The 21,766-nt window shown below is 66.2% G+C and carries 18 protein-coding genes; 8 read left to right on the top strand and 10 right to left on the bottom strand.

What is annotated here, in order from left to right:
- Nucleotides 1-142 precede the first annotated feature (142 nt).
- Entirely contained in the window at nt 143-2,290 is a 2,148-nt protein-coding gene (locus tag ACP156_RS04040) for a malate synthase G (protein WP_425050014.1), read from the bottom strand.
- A gap of 187 nt (nt 2,291-2,477) precedes the next feature.
- Between ACP156_RS04040 and ACP156_RS04035 the strand changes: the two genes are divergently transcribed.
- From ACP156_RS04035 to ACP156_RS04025, 3 genes are read left to right on the top strand one after another with little or no spacing between them, the layout of a single operon-like run.
- Nucleotides 2,478-3,119 carry a dihydrofolate reductase family protein gene (locus ACP156_RS04035; protein WP_425050013.1) on the top strand — a complete coding sequence of 214 codons (642 nt, stop codon included), beginning with the start codon at nt 2,478-2,480 and terminating at the stop codon, nt 3,117-3,119.
- Nucleotides 3,116-3,451, top strand: a complete 336-nt coding sequence (locus tag ACP156_RS04030; RefSeq protein WP_425050012.1) for an ArsR/SmtB family transcription factor — start codon at nt 3,116-3,118, stop codon at nt 3,449-3,451. Before ACP156_RS04035 ends, ACP156_RS04030 begins: the two co-directional genes overlap by 4 nt.
- A complete protein-coding gene (locus ACP156_RS04025; RefSeq protein WP_425050011.1) occupies nt 3,448-3,909 on the top strand; it encodes an SRPBCC family protein in 462 nt (153 codons plus the stop codon). Before ACP156_RS04030 ends, ACP156_RS04025 begins: the two co-directional genes overlap by 4 nt.
- A gap of 42 nt (nt 3,910-3,951) precedes the next feature.
- Here the strand turns inward: ACP156_RS04025 and ACP156_RS04020 are convergent, their stop codons facing one another.
- The 4 genes from ACP156_RS04020 to folE2 form a co-directional block, all read right to left on the bottom strand.
- On the bottom strand, nt 3,952-4,521 hold the full coding sequence (locus ACP156_RS04020; protein ID WP_425050010.1) for a hypothetical protein: 570 nt from the start codon (nt 4,519-4,521) through the stop codon (nt 3,952-3,954).
- A 339-nt stretch (nt 4,522-4,860) separates the two neighbouring features.
- Nucleotides 4,861-5,058 carry a hypothetical protein gene (locus tag ACP156_RS04015; RefSeq protein ID WP_425050009.1) on the bottom strand — a complete coding sequence of 66 codons (198 nt, stop codon included), beginning with the start codon at nt 5,056-5,058 and terminating at the stop codon, nt 4,861-4,863.
- Between the two features lie 76 nt (nt 5,059-5,134).
- Complete coding sequence (locus ACP156_RS04010; RefSeq protein WP_425050008.1) at nt 5,135-6,583, bottom strand: TrkH family potassium uptake protein; 1,449 nt, start codon at nt 6,581-6,583, stop codon at nt 5,135-5,137.
- Between the two features lie 98 nt (nt 6,584-6,681).
- Entirely contained in the window at nt 6,682-7,782 is a 1,101-nt protein-coding gene (folE2, locus tag ACP156_RS04005; RefSeq protein ID WP_425050007.1) for a GTP cyclohydrolase FolE2, read from the bottom strand.
- 188 nt (nt 7,783-7,970) lie between these two features.
- Between folE2 and ACP156_RS04000 the strand changes: the two genes are divergently transcribed.
- From ACP156_RS04000 to ACP156_RS03990, 3 genes are read left to right on the top strand one after another with little or no spacing between them, the layout of a single operon-like run.
- Nucleotides 7,971-8,657, top strand: coding sequence for a type 1 glutamine amidotransferase (locus tag ACP156_RS04000; RefSeq protein ID WP_425050006.1), 687 nt, complete (start codon nt 7,971-7,973; stop codon nt 8,655-8,657).
- Nucleotides 8,650-10,002, top strand: coding sequence for a glutamine synthetase family protein (locus tag ACP156_RS03995; protein WP_425050005.1), 1,353 nt, complete (start codon nt 8,650-8,652; stop codon nt 10,000-10,002). The genes ACP156_RS04000 and ACP156_RS03995 overlap by 8 nt, the downstream gene beginning before the upstream one ends.
- Nucleotides 10,003-10,006: 4 nt before the next feature.
- On the top strand, nt 10,007-11,302 hold the full coding sequence (locus ACP156_RS03990; protein WP_425050004.1) for an NAD(P)/FAD-dependent oxidoreductase: 1,296 nt from the start codon (nt 10,007-10,009) through the stop codon (nt 11,300-11,302).
- A 16-nt stretch (nt 11,303-11,318) separates the two neighbouring features.
- Here ACP156_RS03990 and ACP156_RS03985 read toward each other — a convergent pair whose 3' ends face one another.
- From ACP156_RS03985 to ACP156_RS03965, 5 genes are all read right to left on the bottom strand, one after another.
- Complete coding sequence (locus ACP156_RS03985; protein ID WP_425050003.1) at nt 11,319-12,365, bottom strand: DUF2235 domain-containing protein; 1,047 nt, start codon at nt 12,363-12,365, stop codon at nt 11,319-11,321.
- Between the two features lie 36 nt (nt 12,366-12,401).
- Nucleotides 12,402-14,687: a xanthine dehydrogenase family protein molybdopterin-binding subunit gene (locus ACP156_RS03980; protein WP_425050002.1), complete on the bottom strand. Its 2,286-nt coding sequence runs from the start codon at nt 14,685-14,687 to the stop codon at nt 12,402-12,404.
- Between the two features lie 81 nt (nt 14,688-14,768).
- On the bottom strand, nt 14,769-15,506 hold the full coding sequence (locus tag ACP156_RS03975) for a hypothetical protein (RefSeq protein WP_425050001.1): 738 nt from the start codon (nt 15,504-15,506) through the stop codon (nt 14,769-14,771).
- A 63-nt stretch (nt 15,507-15,569) separates the two neighbouring features.
- A complete protein-coding gene (locus ACP156_RS03970) occupies nt 15,570-17,126 on the bottom strand; it encodes a trimethylamine methyltransferase family protein (protein ID WP_425050000.1) in 1,557 nt (518 codons plus the stop codon).
- A gap of 194 nt (nt 17,127-17,320) precedes the next feature.
- Nucleotides 17,321-18,019, bottom strand: coding sequence for an HAD family hydrolase (locus tag ACP156_RS03965; protein ID WP_425049999.1), 699 nt, complete (start codon nt 18,017-18,019; stop codon nt 17,321-17,323).
- A gap of 97 nt (nt 18,020-18,116) precedes the next feature.
- Here ACP156_RS03965 and ACP156_RS03960 point away from each other — a divergent pair, with 97 nt between their 5' ends.
- Complete coding sequence (locus ACP156_RS03960) at nt 18,117-18,566, top strand: MarR family winged helix-turn-helix transcriptional regulator (RefSeq protein WP_425049998.1); 450 nt, start codon at nt 18,117-18,119, stop codon at nt 18,564-18,566.
- A gap of 8 nt (nt 18,567-18,574) precedes the next feature.
- Nucleotides 18,575-21,766 (top strand): 2Fe-2S iron-sulfur cluster-binding protein, encoded by a 3,192-nt coding sequence (locus ACP156_RS03955; RefSeq protein ID WP_425049997.1) that lies wholly within the window; start codon nt 18,575-18,577, stop codon nt 21,764-21,766.

Here is a 21,766-nt window from a genome sequence, read left to right as displayed (position 1 = left end):
GTGCGAACCCCGCGCCGTAGGGTGCGCGGTCCCCGCGCACCACACCCGGGTGCGAACCCTACGCCGTAGGGTGCGCGGTCCCCGCGCACCACAAACGGGAGCGAACCCCGCGCACCACAAACGGGAGTGACCCCCGCGAACCCTACCCCTGCGCTTTGAGTTGCAGGCGGCGGGCGTGCAGCACCGGTTCGGTATAGCCCGAGGGCTGGTCGACCCCCTTGAACACAAGATCACAGGCCGCCTGGAAAGCGATGCCATCGTAGTCCGGCGCCATCGGGCGATAGGCCGCGTCGCTCTCGTTCTGGCGGTCCACCACCTTGGCCATCTTCTTCAGCGCGGTCATCACCTGTTCACGGCTGACAACCCCGTGGTGCAGCCAGTTCGCCAGCGCCTGACTGGAGATCCGGCAGGTCGCGCGATCCTCCATCAGGCCGATGTCATTGATATCCGGCACTTTCGAGCACCCGACACCCTGATCGACCCAGCGCACGACGTAGCCAAGAATGCCTTGCGCGTTGTTCTCGATCTCGGCAGCGATATCGTCGTCCGAAAGGTTCTCGCCCGCCATCACCGGCACCGTCAGCAGGTCCGACAGCGTACCGCGCGGACCGCCTGCGGCGATGCCGTCCTGCACCGCGAAAACGTCGACGAGGTGGTAATGCGTCGCGTGCAGCGTCGCGGCGGTGGGCGAAGGCACCCACGCACAGTTCGCGCCCGCCTTGGGGTGGCCGATCTTGGCATCCAGCATCGCGTTCATCAGGTCCGGCATGGCCCACATCCCCTTGCCGATCTGCGCCTTGCCCTGCAGCCCGCAGGCCAGCCCGATATCGACGTTGCGATCCTCGTAGGACGCGATCCACTTGGCGTTCTTCATCTCGCCCTTGCGGATCATCGGCCCCGCTTCCATCGCCGTGTGGATCTCGTCGCCGGTGCGGTCGAGGAAGCCGGTATTGATGAACGCCACCCGGTTCTTCGCGGCGCGGATGCATTCCTTAAGATTAGTCGAGGTGCGGCGTTCCTCGTCCATGATGCCCAGCTTCACCGTGTTGGCGGGCAGTCCCAGCATCTCTTCGACGCGGGTGAATATCTCGTCCGCAAAGGCGACCTCTTCCGGCCCGTGCATCTTGGGCTTCACGACATAGACCGAGCCCGCGACCGAGTTCCGCGCGCCGTCCGACTTGGCAAGGTCGTGCATCGCGATCAGCGTGGTCACGGCGGCGTCCATCAGCCCCTCGAACACCTCGTTCCCGTCGCGGTCGAGGATGGCGGGGTTGGTCATCAGGTGACCCACGTTCCGCACCAGCATCATCGCCCGGCCCTTCAGCACCAGCTTGCCGCCGTCGGGCGAGACATAGGTGCGGTCGCCTTCCAGCTTGCGGGTGAAGGTGGTGCCGCCCTTGCTGACCTCTTCGGTCAGGTCGCCCTTCATCAGGCCCAGCCAGTTGGAATAGGCCAGCGTCTTGTCCTCGCCATCGACGCAGGCGACCGAGTCCTCGCAGTCCATGATCGCCGAGACCGCCGATTCCAGCGCGATGTCGGAAATGCCCGCCGGGTCCTGCTGGCCCACGGGGGTCGAGGGATCGACGGTGATTTCGATGTGCAGGCCGTTGACGCGCAAAAGATACGCCTCGGGCTCGGCGGAATGGCCGGCGTATTGCATCGGATCGGCAAGACCGGTTTCGCCCGCGCCGTTCTCGACGATCAGCGTGCCGCCCTCGGCCTTCAGCGAGGTGACATCCGCCCACGACCCGCCCGCCAGCGGCGCGACCTTGTCGAGATGCGCCTTGGCCCACGCGATGACGCGCGCACCGCGCTCGGCGTCATAGCCCTTGCCCGAAGGCGCGTCCCCCAAAGCGTCGGTGCCATACAGCGCGTCGTACAGCGACCCCCAGCGCGCGTTCGCCGCGTTCAGCGCATAGCGGGCGTTGGTAATCGGCACCACAAGCTGCGGACCGGCAATGGTGGCGAACTCGGGGTCGATACCGGTGGTCTCGATCGCGAAGTCGCCGCCCTCTTCCACCAGATACCCGATCTCGCGCAAAAAGGCTTCGTGCTCTGTCGGGTCCTGCGGCTTGCCCTTCCGCGCGCTGAACCATGCGTCCAGTTTCGCCTGAAGCGCGGCGCGCTTGTCCAGCAGCGCGCGGTTCTTCGGCCCGAGATCGTGGATCAGCGCCGACAGCCCGTCCCAGAACGCATCCACCGACACGCCGGTGCCCGGCACCGCCTGAGTCTCGATGAAGTCTGCCAGTTGTCCGTCGACCTGAAGCCCGGCTCTCGTCACTCGCGCCATGAACTGTTCCATCCCTGTTCAGAAGTCCCCCGCCCGCGCGGCGGTTTCGACCTGCATAGGGCAGTTGGGCCGAGAGACGCAACACGGGCGAAGATCCGCCAACAGTTAGGCAATCACCTAAGTTTCAGTTGCGCGAATCCGCGAAGGGCATTCAGCTAGGCGCAAACCTGGGTAACGGAACCTCGTCATGACTCGTCTGCGCATCGAAAGCTTCACGGTCTCGCTGGATGGCTACGGCGCGGGGACAGAGCAAAGCCTGACCGACCCAATGGGCCAGAACGGTATGCTGCTGCATCGTTGGGCCTTCGAGACCGCGACCTTCCGCAAGATGTTCGGGCAGGACGGCGGCTCGACCGGCGCGGATGACCGGATCGCGCAGCGCGGGTTCGACAATATCGGCGCGTGGATCATGGGGCGGCATATGTTCACGCACGAGCGCGGCGCGTGGTCCGACCCCGACTGGCGCGGCTGGTGGGGGGACGCGCCGCCCTATCATTGCGACGTCTTCGTGCTGACCCATCACCCGAGGAAGGCGCTGGACCATGGCGGCACCCGCTTTCACTTCGTCACCGACGGCATCGAGGCCGCGCTGGACCGCGCCCGCGTCTCGGCCGGAGGCAAAGACATCCGGCTGGGCGGCGGCGTGGCGACCGTGCGCTCCTTCCTGAAGGCCGGACTGGTGGACGAGGCGCATTTCGCGATCTCTCCGGTGTTGCTGGGACGGGGCGAGGCATTGTGGACCGGGCTGGACCTGCCCGCCCTTGGCTATCGGGTGACCGAGACGACCCCGACCGAGCACGCCACGCACATCCGGCTGGCGCGGACATGAACGCGGACCGGCTCGACACCCTGTTTCAGGCGCTGGCGGACCCCACCCGCCGCGCGGTTCTGGCGCGGCTGTCGTCCGGGCCAGCGACGGCGGGCGCGTTGGCGGACCCGTTCGACATGGCGCTGCCGTCCTTCATGCAGCACCTCAAGCGGCTGGAAGACAGCGGCCTGATCGAGACGACGAAGACCGGCCGCACCCGCACCTGCGCGCTGAAACCCGGTGCGCTGATCCCGGTGCGCGGCTGGATGGAAGAACAGCGCGACCTTTGGGAGGCGCGGCTGGACGGACTGGAAGATTACCTGGAGCAATTGGTTAACGAGGAGAAACCATGACCGAAACGACCCTGACGCTGCACCGCATCCTCAAAGCTCCGCGCCACCTTGTCTGGCGCTGCTGGACCGAACCGGAGTTGCTGAAGCCGTGGTTCGTTCCCAAGCCGCATTCGGTTTCCGAGGTCGTCATGGACGTCCGCCCCGGCGGCCGGTTCTTCACATTGATGAACGTGGACGGGAACGAGTACCCGAACGACGGCAGTTATCTTGCCGTGCAGCCGGAAGAGCGGCTGGTGTTCACTGACCTGATGCTGGCGGACTGGGCGCCGGTTGCAGAACCCGGCCTTGGGTTTACCGCCGAACTGATCCTGAAGGACCACCCGGACGGCACCGACTATACCGCCATCGCGCGGCACCGGACTCCCGATGACACCAGGAAGCACGAGGCGATGGGCTTTTCCGAGGGCTGGGGCATGGTAGCCACCCAGCTAGAGGCCTTCGCGCGGACGCTGGCCTGACGGACCCGGTCGCCCGCCCCTGCTACGGGGCGGGCCGCCGTTCTAGTGAAGGCAAAGGTTCGCCGTGTCGTCCCAGCGCGCGCGGACCACGCAGGACGACCCGCGCTCCGCTTTTTGGGCGACCAGTGCACCGCGGCTGACCAACCGCGACGACACCCGGAAATTGCGGTCGATCCGGACGACCAGAAGTTTCTGGAACGGTCCGTCGAGTTCGACAGAGATTTCGTCGGCCTGGCTGAAGGGTGTGATCGTACGGATCTTCACCGTCTCGTCGCCGATGCAGCCGTCTTCACAGCTGTCGCCGATGTTGCACAGGCGGATCCCGTAAGTGATCGCCCCGTGCAGTTCTCCGATCTGACCGTAAACATTCAGGTGCCGCCCCGTATCGAGGTGGTAGTCCCGCGCAAGATAAAGGAGCTGGTAATAGTAAGGCACCAGCGAAAGATCTGCCTGCGGGCAAAGATACCTGAGCGAGGCTTCAAGCTCTCGGCGCGTCAGAGGCATGTCCTCATCTTCGCCAGTCAGTCCGTGTTGATTGTTTGGCCGGGCATCTTCCCAGCGCACCCAGTTCGTTTCTTCCCAGAACCCGTCGGGAAATTCATCATGATACATTGTAGTGTCCCCATCCGACACTGTCGGGAATCACACGCAATTGCGGAAATTCCAAGGCAAGCGAGTTTTTGTGAGTGGTGCCGCAGCGGCGTACCGCCTGCGGAATCCGCATGTAGGCAAGGGATTGCCGAGGTGCCACGCACGCGCTGCATACCCGTCATGCGAAAAATGAGAGGATGTCAAAACAACTTAAAGTGTTAATGACTGTCATTAACCGCTTAAATACTTGGGTTTTGCGAAAAACTCTTTTGACGCGCGTCCGGACGGTCGCCCCAAGGGCTCCAACCGTCCGAAATGCGAAAAACGGATGCTGAGGCGCGGCGGCGCTTGATCAAATTTTTATTCGATCTCTTCCGCTTCGCCGGTCCTGCCGTCGATAATCACATCTGGATTGTCAGGATTGTTTCCATCTGCGGCAAGATTGCCGAGGTAGTACGCTCCGTAACCGATTGTGAAGACAACGACGATCGCCATTCCGATCAGCGGCCCACGGTGGCGGCGCGTCTGTTTGTTCAGGTTCGTGTCGGGTGCGGACATATGTGGATCTCCTGTCGTCTGGTGTCAGGGTCCAACGGTCCGGCGGCCTGCGGGGTTCGGTCACAAATACGAGAGGTCAGGCGCGCCAGAACTTCGAGGTGAACAGAACGATCACCACCATCACCTCGAGACGCCCGATCAGCATCGCCAGCGACAGGATCCATTTCGCGCTGTCCGGCAACGGGGCGAAGTTGCCCGAGGGCCCGATGATCGGCCCAAGTCCGGGTCCGATGTTCGCCAGCGTCGCCGCCGCGCCCGAGACCGAGGTGACTGTATCAAGTCCGGTCGTCGCCAGCAGCACCGAGAACAGCCCCAGCAGCACGACGAAGGCCACGAAGAACGAGATCACCGAATCCATCACGTCCTTGCCCACCGGCCGCCCTTCGTAGCGCGGCGTGAAGACCCCGTGCGGCGCATGGATCTTGCCGATCTGCGCCCGGACGGACGCGAACAGCAGTTGATAGCGGAAGATCTTCACGGAACAGGCGGTCGAGCCGGCGCAGCCGCCGATCAGCCCGATGAAGAAGAAGGCCACCACCGGGAAGCCGCCCCAAAGCTGGTAGTCGACGCTGGCGAAGCCGGTGCCCGAGATGATCGAGGTGACGTTGAACAGACCCTCGCGCAGGGCGTGCTCGGCGTTGTCGTCATTCGCGATCACCCGGTACAGCGCGATCATGCCCACCAGAACGGCGATCGTCAGCAGATAGGCCCGCACCTGACTGTCGCGCAGGATTGGCTGGGCCGTGCCCGCCATCATCTGCACATAGCGCACGAACGGCAGGCTTGCCAAAACCATGAACACCGCAGCCACGTATTCCGCCGGACCCTGAAAGGTGCCGAACGATGCGTCATAGGTCGAGAAGCCGCCGGTCGAGATCGTCGTCAGCGCGTGGTTCAACGCATCGAAGCCGTCCATCCCGGTGGCGAGATAAGCCATCACGTTGGCCAGCGTCAGCACCAGGTAGATCACCGAGATGCGGCTGGCGATCTCGGCGGCGCGTGGCAGCACCTTGCCGCCGGTGTCGAATGCCTCGGACCGGAAGATCTGCATGCCGCCGACCCGCAGTTCGGGCAGGAACACCATCGCGACCACGATGATCCCCACCCCGCCGAACCATTGCAGCATCGACCGCCACAGCAGGATGCCCTCGGGCAGATCGTCCAGCCCCGAGAACACCGTCGCCCCGGTGGTGGTCATGCCCGACATCGCCTCGAAATAGGCGTCGACCGCGCGGGCGTCGGGCGGGCCCAGCATGAAGGGCAACGCGCCGAACACCGGCATGAACAGCCACACGCCCGTCGCCAGAAGAAAGGTCTGCTGGATCGTCAGCCGCTCTGCCACGCCATTGGCGCAGGCAATCGCGACCGAACCGCCGCAGACCAACGTCAGCACCCCCGCTTCAAGGAAGATGTGCCAGTGGCCGTTGCTGTACAGCAGGTCCACGAACAACGGCGCGATCATCGTCACCCCGAGGAAGGCGATGAGAAGGCCGGTCACATATCCCACGGGACGAAGGTCGAACATGGCGGGCAGGCTTGTCTCTGCGCCGCGGCGCTGTCAAGCGGCTGGGTGCCAGCCGGGTGGTCGTGGCCGCGCGGCTGTGACCTGCGCGGCCACCCCCGTCAGCCGGTGTGGTACAGGCTTTCGAACAACCTCGGGTCGAGGCTGGCCGCGGCGAAAGTCTCGCCCTCGGTCAGCACCGACACCGCGTCGTGGCTGTGCAGGCTTTCCTGATGGCTGGCGACCACGCGGAAGTCACCGATGCGCGGCTCTGCCATCAGCTGTTCCGAGAACAGCCGCGCCGCATCCTCGACGAAAATCGGGTTTGCCGCGTTCAGTTCGGCGAAGGCCTGTTCGTCCTCGCGCTTGACCATCACCTGCGTCTCGGTCGGCACCGCGCGGCGGCACAGGTCCACCAGGTCCTCGAACCACAGGCAGCCCTGCCCTTCCGCGACCACCGCCGACACCCGCGCCACCGAGCGCTGGGAATGCGGCGTCGCTAGCTGGCCCCGCTGCGCCCGCGCGTGTTCGCTGAGTTCCAGCGAACAGGGACAGGTCGACGAATACACGTAGTCCAGATGGATCACCTTGCGCCGCACGCCCGCCTGTTCGACCAGTTCCAGCGCGATGTCATAGTACTGATAGCCCGACAGCCCCGACCGCAGGCTGTCCACCTTCATCGGGAACCGGAAGCGCATCATGATGCGGGCGTCGAAACTTTCGAGGTCGGACTTGTAGTCTTCCAGCGTGCCGGCGATCACCTCAAAGCTGAACGTCTCTTCGGCGTGCTTGTAGAAAGACCGCATGATCCGGGACATGTTGATGCCCTTCTTCTCGGCCTCGAGGCTCACGGTGCCGGTCACCGAGGTTTCAAGCGTCAGGTCGCCGTTGTCGCGGGTGTGGTAGCGGATCGGCAGGCGGAAGTTCGAGATGCCGACGTGCTGGATCGCCCGTCGCGCGCCCTTGATCAGGCTTTCCGGCCCGTTCTGAAGATCGGGCAGCGTCGCGCGGTAATTGGGCCCGGCTTCGAAATCCTCGGGATAGGCCCGCGCCAGCGCCGGATAGTCGGCGGGACCGGGCCGCGCCAACAGCCGGGTCAGCGCCGGATCGACGTCGCGGATTTCCTCGGGCGCGGCGGTTCCGGCCCAGCGGCGCAGCACATCCAGCGCGCGTTCCGCGTCGGCGCGGTCCAGCCGGTCATCGACCTTGGTGTATACATTCATGATGCGTCCCCTTGCAGCATCGTCCGCCCTGAATTTAGGGCGACCCGTTGCGGTTGCAATCAAAGCTGTCCGGGATACGCACCATTCCCTGCGGCGGATCACCCGACCCGAAAAGGACGGCACCGCGTCACACTTGCCGAGGATACGGGCCACGGCTACTGTCCGCGAAACTCCCAACACGGTGTTTCATGAAAATCGGAATCCTCCAGACCGGGCACCTGCCCGACGCGCTTCAGTCCGAGTTCCCAGACTACCCGACCATGTTCGAGAACCTGCTTGCCGGTCAGGGCTTCTCTTTCGAGACCTACCCCGTCCTTGAAATGGTCCTTCCCGGTTCGATCCACGCCGCCGACGGCTGGCTGATCACCGGCTCTCGCCACGGCGCCTACGAGGATCACCCGTGGATCCCGCCGCTGGAACAGTTCATCCGCGACGCCCATGCCGCCGACATCCCGCTGGTCGGCATCTGCTTCGGCCACCAGATCATCGCGCAGGCGCTTGGCGGCAAGGTCGAGAAATACTCCGGCGGCTGGACCGTCGGCCGCCAGTGCTATGACTTCGACGGCATCGGCGAGGTCTTCGTGAACGCGTGGCATCAGGACCAGGTGACCGAGCGGCCCGAGGGCGCCGAGGTGATCGCCACCGGCCCGCACAGCCCGAACGCCGGTCTGCTGTATGGCCGCCACGCCCTGACCCTGCAGCCGCATCCAGAGTTCGAGGCAGGCTATGTCGAGGGACTTCTGGACAAGCGCGGGCCGGGCGTGGTGCCCGAGGACCGGCTGGACGCCGCGCGCGCCCAACTGTCTGACGCCGTGGATCGTCCGGTGACCGCCGGGATGATCGGCAAATTCTTCAAGGAGCGCCGCCATGTCTGACTGGAACGATGCTCTGCCCGAGGCCGCGCAGGCCTGGCTTGAGGGCCGCAGGCTGGACGAGGTGGAATGCCTTGTCGCCGACCTTGCCGGCGTCGCGCGGGGCAAGGCGATGCCTGCCGCCAAGTTCGCCAAGCAGCCGTATTTCTATCTGCCGAACTCGATCTTCCTGCAGACGATCACCGGCGACTGGGTCGACGACGGGTCCGACTTCACCGAGCCCGACATGATCCTGCGCCCCGACCTTGAAACCGCGACCGCCGCGCCGTGGACGGCCGACTGGACGTTGCAGGTGATCCACGACATCGAGGACCGCGACGGCAACCCGGTGCCGGTCGCCCCCCGGAACGTGCTGAAGCGCGTCGTGCAACTGTACAACGAGAAAGGCTGGCAGCCGATCGTCGCGCCGGAGATGGAGTTCTTCCTCGTCGCGCGCAACACCGACCCGAACCAGCCCGTGGTTCCGCCGATGGGCCGTTCGGGCCGCCGCGCCGCCGCCCGTCAGGCCTATTCCATGTCGGCGGTCGACGAGTACGGCCCGGTCATCGACGACATCTATGATTTCGCCGAAGCGCAGGGCTTCGAGATCGACGGCATCCTTCAGGAAGGCGGCGCCGGTCAGGTCGAGATGAACCTGCGCCACGGCGACCCGGTGAAGCTGGCCGACGAGATCTTCTACTTCAAACGCCTGATCCGCGAAGCCGCGCTCCGGCACGACTGTTTCGCGACCTTCATGGCCAAGCCCATTCAGGACGAACCGGGCTCGGCCATGCACATCCACCATTCGGTGGTGGACGCGAACACGGGCCGGAACATCTTTTCTAACGAGGATGGCAGCGAGACCCCCGCCTTCCGCCACTTCATCGGCGGCATGCAGCGGCACCTGCCGTCGGTCGTCGCCGTGATGGCGCCCTACGTGAACAGCTACCGCCGGTACGTCCGCGACCACGCGGCGCCGATCAACCTTGAATGGGCCAGCGACAACCGCACCACGGGCATCCGGGTGCCGGTCTCGGGCCCCGAGGCGCGGCGGGTCGAGAACCGCATCGCCGGGATGGACTGCAACCCCTATCTCGGGATCGCGGCCTCGCTGGCCTGCGGCTATCTCGGGCTGGTGGAACAGGTCGACCCGCGCCCGCCCTTCGCGGGCAACGCCTATGACCTGGAACCGGCGCTGCCGGACGGTCTGGGCGTCGCGCTGGACCAGTTCGCAGGCGCCGACGCGATGCGCGAGGTTCTGCATCCCGAGTTCTGCCGCATCTACGAGGCGGTGAAACAGGTCGAATACCAGGAGTTCCTGCAGGTGATCAGCCCGTGGGAACGCGAGCATCTTCTGCTGAACGTCTGAGCCCATGAACCTTCTTCATGCCAACGACCGGCCCGGCGAGTATCCCGGCAGCTGGTACGCCGCGAGTGCCGAACCGCTTGATCCTTTTCCCGCGCTGGAAGGCGGGCTGCGCGCCGATATCGTCGTCATCGGCGGCGGCTTCACCGGCCTGTCCACCGCGCTTCACGCCGCCCGGCTGGGCTATGACGTGGTGGTGATCGAAGCGCACCGTGTGGGCTTCGGCGCCTCGGGGCGCAACGGCGGGCAGGTGCTGGTCGGCCAGCGCAAGGATCAGGTCTGGCTGGAAAAGACCTTCGGCAAGGACGACGCGCGCAAGCTGTGGGACATCGGCTGGGAGTCGGTGGAACTGGTCAAGTCGCTGATCGAAGAAAACGGCATCGACGCCGAGTGGCGGACCGGCGTGGCCGACGCCGCGTGGACCGACGAGGACGCCGCCGACGCTGCCGAATACGCTGCCAAACTGCGCGACGACTACGGCCTCGCCTCGGCACAGGCGCTGGACCGCGACGGCATCCGCGCGCTGATCGGCTCGGACGCGTTCAAGGGCGGCATGATCGAACGCGCCTCGGGCCACCTGCACCCGCTGCGCTTTGCCTTCGGGTTGGCAAGGGCGGCGGTGAAGGCCGGGGTGCGCATCTTCGAACGGACCGAGGCGCTGTCGGTGAAGACCGGCTCGGTCCGCACCGCGAAAGGCACCATCCGCGCCGATCAGGTCGTGCTGGCCTGCAACGGCTACCTTGGCGGGCTGGAGCGCAAGGTCGCGGCGCGGATCATGCCGATCAACAACTTCATCGTGGCGACCGAACCTTTGGGCGACCGCGCCTGCGAGGTTCTGGCCGAAGACATCGCGGTGGCTGACACCAAGTTCGTGGTGAATTACTGGCGCCTGTCGCATGACGGGCGGCTGCTGTTCGGCGGCGGCGAGAACTATGGCTACCGCTTCCCGCAGGACGTGGCCGCCGTGGCGCGCAAGCCGATGCTCGAGATATACCCGCAACTTGCCGACGTGAAGATCGACCACTCTTGGGGCGGCACGCTGGCGATCACCCGGTCGCGGATGCCCGATTTCGCGCGGCCCCGGCCGGGCCTGTGGTCGGCCTCTGGCTACTCGGGCCACGGGGTCGCGATGGCGACGCTGGCGGGCAAGATCCTTGCGCAGGCGATGCACGGCGACATGAGCCGGTTCGACGTGATGGCCAAGGCCCGTCCCCCCGCCCTGCCCCCGCTTGGCCCGGCACGCGGCGCGCTGGTGGCGCTGGCGATGTCGTGGTTCGCGCTGCGGGACCGGATGGGGAAGTAACGCAGGCCAAGCCGGGTCAGGCGGACTCTGCCGCCCGCGCCGAGGGGTGCACCGTCTCTGACGCATCCGCCCCGACGATCCGCCGTTTGCGCAGCAGGAATACCTTGCCCCACCCCCGCATCGTTCCGACCGACGGCGCCAAGGCGTCGCAGGGGAAGCGGTCGCGCCAGCCGTCCGGGAACGGCAGGCCCAGCGCCTCGGACTTCTCCAGCATCCAGACGAGCGGGATGTTCGCCAGCGGGCGCGCCGCCTCGAACCCCGACAACTGGCCGCCGATGTCGCCGTGCGAGCCGCGGAACCAGACCTGCTCGACCGTGCCGGTATGGCCGGGGCGGGTCTTCCACATCACGGGCCAGAACGCCTCGCGCGTTTCGTCCATCGCCAGCGCGTGATAGCCGTGACGGATGTGCGGGCCAAGTTCGTGGTTGTGGAACAGGTGCGGGCGTTCCGTCCACTGCCAGACCACCGGCAGCCGCAGGCCCAGCGCCTTCACCGTGTCCCAGACGCCGACCAGTTCCACCTCGACCAGCGGATGACAGCGCCGCTCGCGGAAGATGCCCGCGCCGGGGCTGTCGCCGTTCCGTTCGTAATACCGATAGGCCAGCCGGATGTTCCGCTCGGTCGCATGCTCGGGCTTCAACAGCCCCACCCGGTCGATCAGCCCGGCCAGCGAGCGGACGGCATAGGCGCCACGGGAGTAGCCGAACAGCCAGATCCGATCCCCCGGCCGATAGCGCGAGGCAAGGAAGCCGTAGACCCGGCGGATCTGGCGATTGATGCCCCGCCCCTCGATCACGTTGCGGCTGTCGCGCCAGCCGGTCCACTGGATGCCGGATTCGTAACGCACCGACAGCCGCCGACCCGGCGTGCCGTTGGCGGATTGCGCCACCTCTTGCAGCAGTTTGTAGAGCCGCCCGGCGTTGGTCTCGCGCCCCTCGTCCAGCGTGGACAGGGTGCCGTCGAGGATGATCACGTGATCCACCGTGCCGCGAACCGGCGCAGGGGTCGTTTCGGCCCGCATGCGCAGGCGCAGCCATCCCAGAAGGCGGTCGCGCCAGCGCATTGTCAGTGGCCCCGTCCGGTCACGTGATCACAACCCTCACGCGGCGTTCAGAAGCTCCCACACCCGCATCGGCGTGAAGGGCATCGAGACGTTCTGGATTCCGCGATCCCACACGGCGTCCTGCACCGCGTTGGTCACGGCGGCCAGCGCACCGACGGTGCCGGCCTCGCCACAGCCCTTCATCCCCATGATGTTCGCGGTCGAGGGAACGGGTTCCGAGTTGAACATGATCCACGGCGTGTCATAGGCGCGCGGCATTGAATAATCCATGAACGTCGCCGTCAGAAGCTGACCGTCCTCGTCATAGACCACACGCTCGTTGATCGCCTGTCCGATGCCCTGCGCGACGCCGCCATGCACCTGCCCCTCGGCCAGCATCGGGTTGATCAGGTTCCCGAGGTCGTCGACCACGGTGTACTTGACCACCGTCGTCTCGCCGGTGTCCGGGTCGATCTCGACCTCTGCGAAATGGGCGCCGTTGGGATAGGACCGGCCCGGGATCTTCGCCTTCTCGCGGAAGGACAGCAGGTCGGTGCGGTTCTTCTCGCGCGCCATCGCCGCCACTTCCAGGAAGGTCGGCGCGACGTTCGAGCCCTCGATGCGGAACCGTTCGTCGTCGAAGCTAACGTCGCCCTCGTCCACGCCGTTCTCTTCGGCGAGGAACTTGGTGAACGCCTTCGTCATCACCTCGACCGTGTACAGAACCGCGTTGTTCTGCGTCGTGACCGAGCGCGAGCCGCCGGTGCCGCCGCCGATGGCGATGCGGTCGCTGTCGCCCTGCACGAAGCTGATCTTGTCCGTCGGAATGCCGGTCTGGTCGCTGAGGAACTGGGCGAAGACGGTTTCGTGGCCCTGCCCGTTCGACTGGGTGCCGACATAGATCGTCGCGGTGCCGTCGTCGTTGAAATCGACCTGCGTGTGCTCGGACGGATCGCCGAGGATCGACTCGATGTAATAGCACAGCCCCAGACCGCGCAGCTTGCCCGCCTCGGCCGACTTGGCCTTGCGCGCGGCGAAACCCGCGATATCGGCTTCGGCCTCGGCGCGGTCCAGCACCTTGTTGAAGTCGCCCACGTCGTAGTTCTCGCCGGTGACGGTCTTGTAGGGGAACTTGTTGACCGGGATGAAGTTCTTGCGGCGCAGCTCCATCGGGTCGACGCCCAGCACGCGGGCGGCGTTGTCCATCGAGCGTTCCAGCGCGAAGATCGCCTCGGGCCGGCCCGCACCGCGATAGGCGTCGGTGGGTACGGTGTTGGTGAAGATGCCCTTCACCTCAAGCAATGCATGCTGCACGTCATAGACGCCCATCAGCACGCGGGCGAACAGGAAGCTTTGGATGAACTGGCCGAAGTTCGAGCTGTAGGCGCCCATGTCCGACATCGTCTGAACCCAGTAGCCGATCAGCTTGTTGTCGGCGTCGAAAGCCAGCTTGGTGGTCGAGACCAGCGCCCGCCCGCCATTGTCGGTCAGCATCGCCTCGGTCCGGTCAGACATCCACAGCACCGGCTTGCCGGCGCGCTTGGAGGCCTCGGCGATCACGAAATACTCGGGGTACGGCGGGGCCTTCATGCCGAAACCGCCGCCGACGTCGGGATGGGTCACACGGACTTTCTCTTCGTCCATGCCGAAGCTTTTTGCGAGGTGGGATTTCATTCCCCAGACGCCCTGCCCGTTGAAGCACAGGTGCAGCCTGTCGCCGTCCCATTCGGCATAGGCGCCGCGCGGCTCCATCGAGTTCACGATGATCCGGTTGTCGACGACTTCCAGCTCGATGACGTTGGCCGCCTCGTCGAAGACCTTCTTCGTGGCCTCCGCATCGCCATCGGCGAAGTCGTAGACGATGTTGTCCTTGGTGTAGTCGGGATGCAGTTCCTCGCCGCCCGGCACCGGATCGACCTTGGCGGGAAGTTCGTCATAGTCGAACTCGATCAGTTCGGCCGCATCCTTCGCCTGCGCCATCGTCTCGGCCACGACGCAGGCATAGGCCTCGCCGACATAGCGCACACGGTCCGTCGCCAGCACCGGGCGCGGCGCGGCGCAGCCCTTGGTGCCGTCGCGGTTGGGCGCCTGGCTGAATTCGATATGCAGATCCACACCGGCATCGATCAGGTCCTGCGCCGTCAGAACCGCGTGAACGCCGTCCACGTCCTTCGCTTCGGCGGTGTCGATGCTGTTGATCGTGGCGTGGGCGACGGTCGAGCGCACGAAAAACGCCACCAGCGATCCCTGGGGCGCAATGTCTTCGACGTAACGGCCATGACCGGTCAGCAGGCGCAGGTCCTCTACACGCTTGACCGACTGGCTTTTCCCGAACTTCTCCATGCTGCGCTCCCTGATGCGTGGCGGTTTCCGGGCGAGCCTAGCCTTTCGCGCCCCGGTGTCCAGCCCCCGCAGTCGCGGCGATCAGCCGTACGTCATTTCCCGCTGCGGTGGCCCTACGTCACCCTCCCAGCAGGCATGGCGGCCAAGCCGGAAAACCACGATCCGGTCGCCCGGCGCGTAGGTCTCGCGCAGCCATTTTGCGTCGTGCGGAAAGCTCTCGCCCGTTCGCCCATCGGGTTCGCGCCACATCAGCCGGCCCTGCGGTTCGCCACCGACCCGACGCCGCAGCTGGCGCACGCCCATCACGTCGGCCATCCGCTTTTCGCCGTCACGCCGCACCTTGACGTCGCGGTTGGCGCGCTGTCCGAACGCCCACAGCGCCCAAAGGCCCAGCAGCCCCAGCACCAGCGCCCCGCGCCGCAGACGGGTGCCGATGCGCGCGTAATAGCTTAGATCGGTCTCGACCACGCCGGGCGTCTCCGGGTCGTACCGGATCGGGCGTTCCTCGCCCTGCGCGATGCTGTCGTAATACGTGGGCTCGACGGCCACCGTCTCGGTCCGTCCCCCGCCGCCGCGCGCCTTGAAGGTGAAGGTGACAAAGCGGGCGTCTCCGTCCTCGCGCTTGTCCGTGACCGTGGCGTAGGCCAGCGCACCGTTCCGGTCGATGCGGTCGGCAAGGAACAGGGCTCCGGCGCTGAACAAGGTGGTCACCAGAACCGCCGCCGCCAGCAGGATCGCCGCCCAGCCGCCATAGCGCAGGAACAGGCTCCACCAGCTTCGCGGCTGCGCCCTTTTGTGCCTGCGCCTGTAGTCCGTCATCTGCCGCCCGCCCGGTTGCCTGCCCGCGAGACTAGGCGAGACACGCGGCAGGGAAAACCCGGATCAATAGTCGGTGGGCGCGCCGCCCTCGACCTTTCGGCGGGCGACGAAATCGGAAAGCTCCTCGCGGATCGAGGGCTCCATTGGCGGTTCCTCGAAGCTATCGACGATGCGGCGGGCGATCTGGTTGGCGCGTTCGGGGGTGCGGACCGCGCCCGCCTGCTCCCACGCCTCGTAGTTGCGCCAGTCGCTTGCGAAGGGCTGGTAAAACGCGGTCTCGTACCGTTCGCGGGTGTGGTCGATGCCGAAGAAATGGCCATGCGCGCCAACCTCGCGGATCGCATCGACGGCGACGTCTTCGGGGCCGGTGGCGCAGATTTCCGGCTCCATGTAGCGCTGGATCATCTGGATGACCTCGCAGTCCATCACGAACTTTTCCGGGCTGGCGATCAGCCCGCCCTCCAGCCAGCCGGCGGCGTGGTAGACCATGTTGGTGCCCGACTGCACCGCCGACCACAGCGAGTTCGAGGTCTCCCACATTGCCTGCCCGTCCGGCACGTTCGCGGCGCAGGCGCCCGAGGCGCGCAAAGGCAGGCCGTAGTGACGCGCCATCTGCCCGGTCATCTGCGTGGCGCGCATGTATTCCGGGGTGCCGAAGGCCGGAGCGCCGGATTTCATGTCGACATTCGAGGTGAAAGTGCCGATGGCGCAAGCGCAGCCCGGCGTGTCGTACTGGAACAGCGCGATGGCCGACAGCGCCTCGGCGATCGACTGGGTGACCGCGCCCGCCATGGTGACCGGCGCCATCGCGCCCGCCAGCGTGAACGGCGACACCACCACCGCCTGTCCCCTGCGGATCAGCCGCAGGCAGCCGTCGATCATCGGCAGATCGTGCTTCAGCGGCGAGGTGGAATTGATGTTGGTGTACATCCGTGGCGTTGCGGCAAAGGCGGTTTCGTCCAGCCCGCCCGCGATGCGCACCATCTCCATCACGTCCTCTACGCGCTCGGGGCCAAGGCTGTAGGCGTGGGCCACCTTGTCGGTCACCGTCAGCTTGTCGAACAGCACGTCGAGGTGCCGGGTCGAGGGGTGCAGGTCTACCGGCTCGACCGGGTAGCCGCCCGCGAAGTGGATGCAGTTGAATGCCTGCGTCAGGATCAGCAACTCGCGACAGTGCTGGCGGGTGCCGGGCAGCTTGCCGGTGTCGAGCGACCAGTAATTCGGCGGCGAACTGACATTGCCGAACAGGATATGCCGCTCGCCCATCACCAGCTTTCGGTCGGGGTTGCGCGGCGTCATGGTGAAGCTTGGCGGCGCGCGGCCCACCATCTCCATCACGAAGTCGCGGTCCATCCGCACGTTGGTCTCGGTCACGATGGCCCCGGCGCGGCGGAAGATCTTCAGCGCCTCGTCGTTCAGGAACTCGATCCCGATCTCTTCCAGCACCTGCATGGCGCCGTCGTGGATCGCCGCGATGCCGTCCTCGGTCAGCGGTTCGGTCGGGCGGTCGATGTTCACCGGCAGGCGCCACGGCATCTGCCGGATCGCCGCGGTGTCGGTGACCCTCCGGTTGCCCGCATGGCCCCCGCCGCGTCTGCGCCGCCGTACTGCCTGTTCCATCGCCGGACCCTCCGTTTGGTTCAGCAAACAGGAGCGCGGACCGAAGCACCGGTCCGAATACGACGTCAAAAGTCGTTTTCGGGCCGTCGGCACCAAAGCACCCGATCGCGCTTTTGCGTTGGGATTGCGATGGTTAAGATGTTCGATTAATGCAAACGCAGGGCGTTATTTTGCGCAAATCCCAGCGCAAAATATCAGTTCCGTGCTTCCAGCCACATCCCGATCTCGCCGATATCCCGCAGCACGATATCCGCGTGCGGCGCCAGCGCGTCGGCATCGGCCATCCCGGTCAGCACCGCGACACAGTGCATTCCGGCGGCGCGGCCGGCTTCCAGGTCGTGGGTGGAATCACCGACCATCGCGATGCTTTCGGGCGGCAGGCCCACCGCTTCGGCGAACGCAAGGCACATGCCCGGATCGGGCTTGCCGCCATGACCGGAATCGTAACCGGCGATGAAGTCGAACATCCCCGACAGCCCCGCCGCTTCGATATGGGCCCGCGCGGGAACCTCGGAATCGTTGGTGGCGATGCCCAGCTTCAGCCCGGCGTCCCGGAAACCGCTGAACAGCGGCACCAGCGGCACCGCTTCAACCTGCGTAGCTTCGGCGGCGGTGGCGTTCAGGCGGGTGACGATCTCGTCCCCCGTCAGTTCAGGCACGCCTGGCCCCAGCAGCAACACGATATCGTCCGGCGTACCCGCGATGACCGGGCTTTGCGGATCGAACCGCTTTGCCGCGAAGTCGTAACCGATCCGCGCGCCCAGTTCGGATGCCCGATCAAGGTCGCCCTGCGCCAGATCCGTCAGCGTCGTCGCGGCCCACGCGTTCCACGTCGCCTCGAAGTCGAACAGCGTGCCGTCCTTGTCGAACAGTAGCCCACGGATCTCTGCCATCTGGTCCCTCCTTGCAGACGCCTCTCCATGCCACAAGACGCCTGTGGCGGACAGGAGGAAGTAAGGTAATTGACAATGCCAATCACTTTGATTGACAATGACAACCATGTACCGCCTGAGCGACTCCCTCGGCTATCGCCTCACCATCGCCTCGCGCGTTCAGCAACGCAGGCTGGAAGAAAAACTGCGCCCGCTTGGCCTGTCGCGGCTGGACTGGGTGATCCTTGTGGCGCTTGGCTATGAAGACCTGCGCCAGCCGTCGGACATCGCAGACCACGTCGGCGTCGACCGCACCGCCATCTCGCGCGCGTTGCGCCGGATGGAGGACGCCGGCCTGATCGCCCGCAGCGGCGGCGACGGCGACGGGCGCACGCGCACCGTCGAACTGACCGACGCCGGCCGGACCGCGCTGTCCGACGCCACGCCGCTGGCGCAGGCGAACGCCGAACTGATCGCCGACCGCCTGACCGACGGCGAACAAGAGCTGCTGGCGCGGCTGCTCGCCAAGCTCATCACCGACGACGACTCCCGTCCGTCCAAGTTCTGAGGTCCCGCATGGGCAAGCTGTTTTCGTATCGCAACCGCCCCGTCCACCTTGGCCCCTACCCGCTGGAGGGGCTGAAACGCACCGACCGCGCCGTGGGGCTGGACCGGTTGCCGCCGATGCAGGGCCTGTCGTTCCGCAGGCCCGAAGACCCGCTGTCCATCGTCAACGCGATGCAGGAGTATCAGGCGATGCTGGACGCCACCCGCGACGGCACCGTCCGCGCCCGCGCCGAGATCCCCCAAGACCCGCTCGAGCGCAGCAACCACCTGAAGGCGTTCGGCTATTATCTCGACAGCGCGATGGTCGGCGTGTGCGGAATTCCCGGCGGCGCATGGCTGGACACCCCCGTGACCAACCCCGACGTGGACCGGCTGGCGGAGAAAATCCGCACCATGCAGCCCAAGACGCTGGCCGCCGGGATCGACGTGATCATGGCCGGCCTGCGCGAGTCGCTCGCCACGCCCCCCGGTGACATCCGCCACCACACGCATGCGCTTGTCTTCCTGTGCGAGCATCCCCGCGATCCGAGGAAGGACGAACCCGGCACCGACTGGATCCACGACGCGCAGGACCACCGCGCCTGCCTGCGGACGATGGAAACCGCCGTGACGCTGGCGAATTACATCCGCCTGCTGGGCTTCGACGCCCGCGCTCATTCCGCCGCTCAGTCCGATGTGGACCTGACGCGCCTTGCCGTCGCCGCCGGGCTGGCGGCGGTCGAGGATGGCGGCGCGGTGAACCCCTTCCTTGGAACCCGCTATGGCCTTGCCGTGATCACCACGACGATGGAAATGGCGCCGGACAAGCCGATCCTGCCCGGCCAGCGCCCAGGCTTCGCCTATACCGCGGGCCTTGGCCGGCAGGCGAAGACCGCCCGCACCGCCGACCCGTTCGCGCAACGCGACTTCAAGGACGGCGCGCATCCGTTCGAGCGGCTGAAGCGGGTCGACGAACCCACTACCTATATCGACCGCGCCAATGTCGCCCGCGTACCGAAACGCGCCAACATGTTCGCCCGCTCGCTGTTCGGCGACCTTGGCAAGGCGGCACAGGAAGGCGCGAAGAACGGCAACTACGTGCGCAAGGCGGCCTCGGCCTTCGCCTTCCGTCCCTCGCTGGGCGCGCTGATCCTGTTGCAGGATGGCGAGACGAAGGCCGTGCATCCCTCGACCGCTGACCCCAGGCGCAATGCCGACAACATCAAGGGCGCGCTGTACTGGCTGGGGCAGGACGCGGTGGGCCTGAGCGAATGCCCGGACTGGGCGTGGTACAGCCACGACGCGGCCGGCAACCCGATCACGCCCTACCACGCGCAGGCGATCAGCATGATCGTCGATCAGGGTCACGAGACGATGGAAGGCGCGTCGGGCGACGACTGGATCAGCTGCGCCCAGTCGATGCGGGCCTACCTGCGGTTCAGCCTTGTGGGCGGCGTGCTGGCGCAGCACCTGCGCGACCTCGGCCACCCGGCGCGGACGCACACGGTGATGGACGACGAGGTCCTGCACCCGCCCCTGCTGCTGCTGTCCGGACTGGGCGAGGTCAGCCGCATCGGAGAGGTCATCCTGAACCCCTACCTCGGGCCGCGCCTGAAGTCGGGGGTGGTGACCACCGACATGCCGGTCACCCACGACAGGCCCATCGATTTCGGCCTGCAACGGTTCTGCGAGGCCTGCAACAAATGCGCCCGCGAATGCCCGTCCGGCGCGATCACCGCCGGGCCGAAGCTGATGTTCAACGGCTACGAGATCTGGAAGTCCGACAGCCAGAAATGCACCACCTATCGCGTCAGCCAGAAAAACGGCGCGATGTGCGGGCGTTGCATGAAGACCTGCCCGTGGAATCTGGAGGGTGTGCTGGCCGAAAGCCCGTTCCGCTGGGCGGCGATGAACCTGCCCGGCACCGCGCCGATGCTTGCGAAGTTCGACGACATCGTCGGCAACGGCGACATCAACCCGGTCAAGAAATGGTGGTGGGATCTCGAGATGACCGACGAAGGGCCCTATGGCCCGCCGTCCGAGCCGCCCAACGAACGCGGGCTGAACCGCGACATCGACCTGAAGTACGAGGACCAGACGCTGGCCGTCTACCCCGCCCCTCTGGCGCCGCCGCCGTATCCGTGGCCCTTCCCCATGGACCGCGAAGCCGGGATCGCCGCATATCAGTCGATGATCCCCGCCCACGAGCACCGCCGCCGCCGCGCCGCCGGCACACCGCCCGAGCATGTCTATATCGCCGGGACCGGCGAAAGCCCGGTGTTGCAGGTGGTGGTGTCGAAGGCCGAGGTGATGGCCGACGGCGTGACCAAGTACGAGTTCTCGTTGCCCGACGGGTCGGACCTGCCCGCCTTCACCGCCGGCGCGCATATCGACGTGGTCGTGGCGCCCGAGTTCTTCCGCCAATACTCGCTGTCGGGCGACCCGGCGGACCGGTCGAAGTACCAGATCGCGGTGCTGCGCGAGGACAAGGGGCGCGGCGGGTCGAAGCTGATGCACCGGATCTTCACGCCGGGGCGGCGGGTGTTCATCTCGCACCCGATCAACCACTTCCCCTTGGCCGAGGACGCGTCGTTCACCTACCTCATGGGCGGCGGCATCGGGGTCACGCCGATGATCGCGATGGCGCACCGGCTACACGCGATCGGGGCCGACTTCGCGCTGCACTATTCCTGTTCGCGCCGGGCCGACGCCGGGTTTCTTGAAGACCTGCGCGATGTGCCATGGGGCAACCGGGTGCATCTGCACTTCTCGGACGAAGGCAGCCGTGCCGACTTTGGCGAATTGCTGCGCTACCGCGATGGCGCCCATGTCTACACCTGCGGCGGCGACGCCTACATGGGCGCGGTGATGGCGGCGGCCGAGGCGAACGGGTTCGACGACGAACAGCGCCACCTGGAATACTTCTCTGTCCCCGAAGAGCCCGAGTACGAGAACCACCCATTCACGCTGAAACTGGCGGGGTCCGGCCGCGAGATCGAGGTGTCAGCCGATGAATCCGCCAGCGACGCGCTGCTGCGGTCGGGCGTTTCCGTGGACGTGAAATGCTCGGACGGGCTGTGTGGCGTATGCCAGTGCGGCGTCGTCTCGGGCAAGGTCGAACACCGCGATTACGTGCTGTCGGCGAAGCAGCGCGAAAGCCGGATGATCCTGTGCCGCAGCCGCGCCGCCGAGCCCGAAGGCGTGGTCGAAATCGACCTCTAG

It is taken from the genome of Psychromarinibacter sp. S121 (genome assembly GCF_049801035.1).
In the GTDB taxonomy this organism is placed as follows: Bacteria; Pseudomonadota; Alphaproteobacteria; order Rhodobacterales; family Rhodobacteraceae; genus Psychromarinibacter.
Note: the sequence above shows the minus strand (reverse complement) of the source record. Positions and strands in the feature narration are given on the sequence as shown.